Annotated in this window: 1 protein-coding gene; it reads right to left on the reverse strand. The window is 32.8% G+C overall.

All coding sequences use genetic code 11. From position 1 onward, the window contains the following. Nucleotides 1-23: 23 nt before the first annotated feature. Entirely contained in the window at nt 24-2447 is a 2424-nt protein-coding gene (locus COZ07_RS00375; protein WP_406606638.1) for an N-6 DNA methylase, read from the reverse strand. Between the last annotated feature and the right edge of the window lie 35 nt (nt 2448-2482).

Below are 2482 nucleotides of genomic sequence, written 5' to 3' on the forward strand. Positions count from 1 at the left end.
TTAAAAGGCATCTCCTTTTTTATTTACCCCCATACTTCTGCGATTTTATCTTTAATTTTATTTTCAAAAATCGTAATTAATTCTTTGTTGGCATTGATGATTTTTTGTTCACTTTCGATTTTTTTAATAATGTTTTTCCGGATTTCAATGTGAGGGCATGGAATCATTATTGAATTAAGATTTTTTTGATTTAATTTTGGTTGTGCAGAACCGGTGACGTAATTTTTTATATTTATTGAATTAATGTACAGCTCAACAAATTTTTGAGTCGCAATATTTTCAAATCTTAAAACATGAGCATGGTTATTAACCCATACTTTACCAGATACTGAAAAAGCAATCGGAGTTACCCTTGTTAATAGGTTTGCACCATCTTCCGAAATTAATAACAAATCTTCATCAAAAATATAATTCTCAGTATAATCAACAATACCTGAAGCACCATAATATGGATAAGGCCCGGTTTTTCTATCACTTTTTGTTATAGGGATTCTTTTCCCATCTAAATTCTCACATATTTTAAAAAGCTTTATCATCTCCCATTCTGGATCGATTTTGAAAGTAGGTTTATAATTCTCAACGACCTGCTTGGCGCCATCGATTATTTTTTGATAGCTGTCCAATTCAGAAACAATCTGCTCCTGTATTTCAAGAGGGAGAAGAGGGATTTTAATTTTTAATACATCAGATTTTCTAATCCCACCCATTATTCCATCAACTGCTTCTCTATCTTTTATACTTTGAAATAAATCATCTTTAATCAAATAATATAAATATTTAAAATTAACTTGTTTTTTACATCTTAAAAAAGTAAATCCTGTCGAAAAAATAGAGTCGTAATAATAATCATCAATAAAAACTACTTTATTCGTGTTTTTCATTACGGCAAAACCAATATCATTTATTGAAGGAAATATATCTGCCCGACTTGGTTTTTTTTCAAAAGTAACCATTTCATAATCTTCAATGTGATATTTATAAGAAATTGCTCCTGTTGAAAAATATCTTTTTACCCCCTCAAACGAAGAAGGTTTGTCCTTAACGATTTCACAAACTTCTCCAAGTTCTACAAAATCCCATTTTCCATTATAAGTAACTGCTTCTTTATATCTATCGCCACTCAAGTTATAATCACCGCTCTCGGCAATCTTTTCTTTTTTCACTAAATGTGCAAGTTTTGTTTCAGTTAAATTAAATTCTATTTCTTTCTCTTCCATGATGCACTGTTTATATTTTTTAATAATTTCCAATGCCATCGGTAAGTCATTTTCTTTGATTTCTCTTCGTTGGGCACCTAAACCAAATCCATCGTTATCTACTTTTACAAATAAAATTTTATCGGTTTTTTTAGCCAAATTTTTATTTAAAAATAGTATGGATGTTTTCACGCCGGCATAAGGATTAAAGACCCCGGCAGGCAAAGAAACCACTGCATAAAGTGAATTTTCTATCAACATTTTTCGAAGTTTTTTATAAGCAATTTCAGATTTAAAAATAATACCTTCCGGCACAATCACACCTGCCCGACCATTGGGATTCAAATGTTCTTCGATGTAATCAACAAAAAGGACTTCAGAGCGGTTTGCCTGTACACTAAATCTCTTATGGGGTTTAATTCCACCCTTTGGTGACATAAAGGGAGGATTGGCTAGAATGATGTCATAGAACTCATTCCATTTTTCTTCCGAGGCCAAGGTATCATATTCGTAAATTTTTGGACTTTGGAATCCATGCAGATACATATTAACTAAAGACAATCTCACCATATCGGGAGAAATATCGTAGCCAGAAAGATTTTCTATCAATCTCGCCCTTTCGTCAGGCGTTAAATTAATTCTACCGTCTTTTTTATTTTTATTCTGGATATGATTAAATGAAGAAATTAAAAATCCGGCCGTTCCACAGGCAGGATCTAAGATGGTTTCGTTTTTAGATGGGTCAACAACTTTCACCATAAAATCAATAATATGTCTTGGTGTCCTAAACTGACCCGCATCACCCTGGGAGCCCATAATAGAAAGCAGATATTCAAAAGCGTCTCCTAATTTTTCGCTGTAATCGTATTCAAATTCTCCTATAACTTTAAGAAACATTTTTAATGTTTCCGGATCACGATAGGGCAAATAGGCATTTTTAAAAATATTCCTAAATAACTGAGGGATATTGGGGTTATGATTCATTTTCTGGATAGCTTCTCCGTATAAACCGACAAGTTCATATCCGCTCACACGAGGATCAAAGATTTTGCTCCAGGAATATTTTTCATATTCACCGGTAAAGAATTTTGTTTTACCCCCTAATTCTTCCGATTGCTTGTCCATATCATCCATAAATTTGTAAATCAAGGCAATGGTAATCTGTTCCACCTGTGATTTGGGGTCGGGTAATTTTCCGACGAGAATATCTCTTGCGGTATCTATTCTTCTTTTAGTAAGAGTATCCAACATATTTTAATCTCCTTTAGGCGGCAAAAGTATTTAGA

It is taken from the genome of Candidatus Infernicultor aquiphilus, assembly GCF_002784285.1.
In the GTDB taxonomy this organism is placed as follows: Bacteria; Atribacterota; Phoenicimicrobiia; order Phoenicimicrobiales; family Phoenicimicrobiaceae; genus Infernicultor; species Infernicultor aquiphilus.

Excerpts from the sequence above, each read along its gene's own strand:
- COZ07_RS00375 (WP_406606638.1), bottom strand. The coding sequence starts at position 2,447 with ATGTTGGATACTCTTACTAAAAGAAGAATAGATACCGCAAGAGATATT.